This window comes from Candidatus Electronema sp. TJ (genome assembly GCF_048287355.1).
Taxonomy (GTDB): domain Bacteria; phylum Desulfobacterota; class Desulfobulbia; order Desulfobulbales; family Desulfobulbaceae; genus Electronema.
The window spans coordinates 1-4,253 of the sequence record NZ_JBLWEP010000169.1 but is presented as its reverse complement, the minus strand read 5'-3'; the positions used below and the strand labels follow the sequence as shown (position 1 = coordinate 4,253).

Sequence of the window (4,253 nt, the reverse complement as noted above, 5' to 3'; positions counted from 1 at the left end):
AACAGACTTCACATGAACAACACGTTGAATTCCCTCTCCCCAAAGCAGATTGTGCAGGAGCTGGACCGCTACATCATCGGTCAGAACGAGGCCAAACGCTCCGTGGCCATCGCCTTGCGCAGCCGCTGGAGGCGGCAGCAGGTGCCGCCGCCGCTGAATGAGGAGATCGCGCCGAAAAACATCATCATGATCGGCCCTACCGGCGTGGGCAAAACGGAAATCGCCCGCAGGCTGGCGCATCTGGCCCAGTCGCCTTTCCTCAAGGTGGAGGCCTCGAAATTCACCGAGGTCGGCTACGTGGGCCGCGATGTGGAGTCCATGATCCGCGATCTGGTGCAGCTGGCCTTCAACATGGTCGCCAAAGAGGCGGAAGAGACAGTGTCGGCCAAAGCGGCGGCGGCGGCGGAAGAGCGGCTGCTGGATCTGCTCCTGCCCCTGCCGGAACGGAAAGCTGCCAGCGAAGGCGATGTTTTGACCTTGCCGCATGACGATGCTGCCGAGGAAAGCAGGCTGCGGAGCAGTGTCGAGAAAACCCGCGAAAAGCTGCGCCGGATGCTGCACAGCGGCGAGCTGGATGAGCGCACGGTGGAACTGAAAGTGGCCGCAAGCCGTGCTCCTGGGCCAGTGGTCGAGGTCTTCTCCGCCTCCGGCATGGAGCAGATGCAGTCGTCCCTGCAAGAGGCGTTCTCCAAGATCTTTGCCGGGCAGAAGCAGGAGCGCAAAGTCCGGGTGCCGGAAGCCCTTGAGTATCTGAAAAAAGAAGAGGCGCAGAAGCTGGTGGACAGCGAGAGCGTGGCGGAAAAAGCTGTGCGCCGCACCGAGCAGACCGGCATCATCTTTTTGGATGAGATTGACAAGATCGCCTCGCGCGGCGGCGGCGGCCATGGCCCGGATGTCTCGCGGGAAGGCGTGCAGCGCGACCTGCTGCCCATTGTTGAAGGCTCAACCGTGACCACCAAATACGGCCCGGTGCGCACCGACCACATTCTGTTCATCGCTTCCGGCGCGTTCTACACCAACAAGCCCTCTGATCTTGCCCCGGAGCTGCAAGGCCGCTTTCCTATCCGGGTGAATCTCAACGCCTTGGACGAGGAAGCCTTTTTCCGCATCCTCACCGAGCCGAACAACGCCCTGATCAAGCAGTACACCGCCCTGATGAAAACCGAGGGCACTGAGCTGCGCTTTGAGGAGGCGGCCATCCGCGAGATGGCCCGGATTGCGGCGGAAGTCAACCGCAAGACCGAAGACATTGGCGCACGGCGGCTGCACACGGTGATCGAATGCGTCTTGGAACAGCTCTCCTTTGATGCTTCAGAGCTGGGCGAGCAAACCTTCACCGTGACAGCGGAGTATGTCCGCCAGCAGCTCTCCGTCATTTCGGAGAATGAGGATTTAAGCAGGTATATCCTCTGATTGAGCGGCTGCGCCAATGATGCGATGCAGGGGCAAAAGTTTTTTTGCCCCTGCATCGCGGCTGGCGCAAGAGGTTTATTGGCAAACTTCAGCCCGCCGCCTCAGTCCGCCGCTGCTGCGGGCAATCTCCATCAGTCTGCGGTCTTTGCAGTTGAGGATGACCGCGCCCAAGCCTGCCTCGGCCAGCAGCGGCAGCAGCCGCTGGTGACAGCCAGGGCGTTTGGCCGCAGGAAGGAAGGCGGATGCGCTGGACAGAGCTGCGAGGCTTCGCGTCTTGTCCATCTTCAAGAGCGGCAGATGCAGCAGCCAGTCCAGCACTGGTTCCAGATCAGCCTGTCCATGCGGGCCGGGCCGGAGGATTGGGTCAAGATGCAGCCGGGACAGCGGCAAGCCGCTTTTCTCGGCAGTCTCCAGCACCTCGGCAGCAAGCAGCAGGCGTTCATCCGCAGAACAGCCGCTCAGGCCAGGCTTGGTCAGCAACACGGCCAGACCTGCGCCGCAGTCCCGCGCCAGCACCATGCAAGCGGGCAGACTGGCCGGATCAGCGGTCACGGCATTGACAGTCAGCTGCTCTCCATGCTGCCGCAGCAGCTCCGGCTGGGCCAATATCTGCGCAGCGGCGAACAGCGGCAGTTCAGCCGCAGCCAGCGCAGTCTCAACCGCCCAAGCGAGCAGGCCGCTGTCCTTGCCTGCCGGGCCGAGATTGAGATCTAAGGCATCTGCCCCGGCCTCAGCCTGACGCACAGCCATAGCTGCCAGAGCGCGGCTGTCACGCTCCTCAACCGCCCGGTGAAAGAACGGGTTGAGAATGTGCATGTCCTGTCCAATCAGGAGCAGGGTCTTTCTTGGCGGCGGACGGAGTTCTTCGGGCAAACAATTCATGATGCTCTCCTTGCAGTGACGATGACGGCAAGCGGCTGCCAGACAGGACGGGCAAGGAGGGGAGAGAGGCTGCGGCGGCATGATGCGCTGGCCGCAGACACAGCGCGGAGGCGGTGCGGCATGACGTTTTTCCTTTCCTCGAAGGGAATTGCAACGGATGGTGCGCGTCGGCAGGTTTTCGGACTTGCGGACTCGGCAGGCACTGCGCCTGCGGGCCTACTGACCGCCGCTTCCCGCGCCAAGCCTTGGCGCAGTGCTGTTCCTTCCTGGAAAGGAGACGGTGTTCGTTTCCGCTTACCGCTGCGGGACAGTTCCGGTTTCACACCGGATTCCCTCTTCAGCCGCCCGGCCAAGATGCGCCGGGCAGCCTCCACGCTTCTCATGAAGCGTGCCGACAGCCATTATGAATGGCTACTGTATATGGTGGCTGCGCTGCCGTCAAGCGCAAAATGCGGGGGAATGATTCAGGCGAAAGCCTTGCTCAGGCTGCTGGCCAGCCTGACAGTGTCGGCCAGCAATTTAACTGCGTCAGCGGTCTGCTCAAGCTGCTTGGATTTTCTCACAACTTCGCCTGCCGCCGCCTTCAGCTCCTTGGCCTGCCGCTCAAAGAGCGGACCGGTGCTCTTCAGGCTCTTGCGCAGCGCATTGGTGTAGGCGAGACTGCAATCAATGCACTGTGCAAGCACCTTGCAGCGTTCTTCATTGGTCTGACACAGTTTCAGCGCATCCCGGCGGGCAGCTCTGGCCGCCTCGTCCGCAGCCCGCAGAGCGGCAAGGGCTTCGGCCAGCGTGAGGGTGCCGTTGCCGTCGATCAGAATTTGCGTGCCGCTCATTTTACCTCCTCCTTGCGGTGGCCGCCCAAGACCTTGCTGCCCCGCCGCTGCTCCTCAGCAATGCTGATCAGCTGGGCCAGATTAAGCGGCCCGTCCTTTTCCAAGGCTTCATGCTCGCGGATCAGCTCCTCCAGCGTCTTCAGACTGGCATGATAATTCGCCTCAATTGCCTCGGCGTTGCGCCGCAGCCGCGATTCAATCACCTTGCCCAGACTGTCGCTGAGGGGTTTATCTTTCCGCAGTGTCTCGCCCACATTCACAGCGGCCTGCAAGCCTGTTCCGGCTCCGACCTGATCAAGCAGCGGGCTGGGATCAAATAGACCCGCATCCCACAGCACTTGCAGCCGGTCGCCCTCCAAGCCGCTCAAGTTCTTTTGGAAGCCAAGAATCTCCTCTTTCACCAAGGGGTCGTTGAGCAGCGCGGCAAAGGCGGAGAGCCGCTCCCGGATCAACACGCTGGCCTGCTTGATTCGTTTCTTCTTCAATTCCGCCGCCGCCAGCCAGCCAAGCTGCGGCAATGCCTTTTGCGCCGAGCCGGAAAAGACAGCCGCTTTTCCCCGCGACTCAGCGTACTTGTTGACCGCGCTGCCCAGTCTGTCCACAGCGGCGGCAGTCTCCAGCTCTGCTCCCTTGTCAGCCAAGTCGGCAAAGTGCTGATAGGCGATGCCCAGCTCGGCAAAGACTTGCCGACGGTGTTTGAATTCCTCATGAATCATCTTGTAGCTGTCAAGCAGCTCTTTGCGCTGCGCCTCCAGCACCGGCGGAACTGCCCCGCCTGCCTCATAATAAAAGACAAAGGTGTCGATGTCTGCGGCTTGGTCAACAAATGCGTCAGACAAAAAAAGTGTTTCAGCAAGTGCTGCAGCGGTCTCTTGCCCGGCATCGCCGAGATGTCCTGCGGCATCAATGCGGACAGACGAGCAGCCTGACAACGCGGAGGCGGCAAGCGGGATGATGACCAAGGCACGCAATATTCCTCTTCTGCGCGTTGGCAGCGGAAAATCAATCTTCATACTGGCGCAGCCCTCCCCAAGCTGGTTGGATTTATTTTGAGAAGTGTTATCATGTTAACCCAAGTTGCGACCTGCAACAACTTGGGTTGTCACTGCTTCTTGAGGATTTCTC

The 4,253-nt window shown here is 60.8% G+C and carries 4 protein-coding genes and 1 riboswitch; of the genes, 1 reads left to right on the top strand and 3 read right to left on the bottom strand.

Going from position 1 to position 4,253, the window contains the following annotated elements; genetic code table 11:
• The first annotated feature begins 12 nt into the window (after positions 1–12).
• Positions 13–1,413 carry an ATP-dependent protease ATPase subunit HslU gene (gene hslU / locus ACNKID_RS10605; RefSeq protein WP_417913405.1) on the top strand — a complete coding sequence of 467 codons (1,401 nt, stop codon included), beginning with the start codon at positions 13–15 and terminating at the stop codon, positions 1,411–1,413.
• 75 nt (positions 1,414–1,488) lie between these two features.
• Here hslU and ACNKID_RS10600 read toward each other — a convergent pair whose 3' ends face one another.
• The 3 genes from ACNKID_RS10600 to ACNKID_RS10590 form a co-directional block, all read right to left on the bottom strand.
• Positions 1,489–2,295 (bottom strand): hypothetical protein, encoded by an 807-nt coding sequence (locus ACNKID_RS10600; protein ID WP_417913404.1) that lies wholly within the window; start codon positions 2,293–2,295, stop codon positions 1,489–1,491.
• 151 nt (positions 2,296–2,446) lie between these two features.
• Positions 2,447–2,682, bottom strand: a riboswitch (cobalamin riboswitch).
• 77 nt (positions 2,683–2,759) lie between these two features.
• Entirely contained in the window at positions 2,760–3,128 is a 369-nt protein-coding gene (locus tag ACNKID_RS10595; RefSeq protein ID WP_417913403.1) for a hypothetical protein, read from the bottom strand.
• Positions 3,125–4,141: a hypothetical protein gene (locus ACNKID_RS10590; RefSeq protein ID WP_417913402.1), complete on the bottom strand. Its 1,017-nt coding sequence runs from the start codon at positions 4,139–4,141 to the stop codon at positions 3,125–3,127. Before ACNKID_RS10590 ends, ACNKID_RS10595 begins: the two co-directional genes overlap by 4 nt.
• Between the last annotated feature and the right edge of the window lie 112 nt (positions 4,142–4,253).

What these genes read in the sequence shown, in the direction of transcription:
- ACNKID_RS10595 (WP_417913403.1), bottom strand. Translation starts at nt 3,128, where the DNA reads ATGAGCGGCACGCAAATTCTGATCGACGGCAACGGCACCCTCACGCTG.
- ACNKID_RS10600 (WP_417913404.1), bottom strand. Translation starts at nt 2,295, where the DNA reads ATGAATTGTTTGCCCGAAGAACTCCGTCCGCCGCCAAGAAAGACCCTG.
- ACNKID_RS10590 (WP_417913402.1), bottom strand. Translation starts at nt 4,141, where the DNA reads ATGAAGATTGATTTTCCGCTGCCAACGCGCAGAAGAGGAATATTGCGT.
- hslU (WP_417913405.1), top strand. Translation starts at nt 13, where the DNA reads ATGAACAACACGTTGAATTCCCTCTCCCCAAAGCAGATTGTGCAGGAG.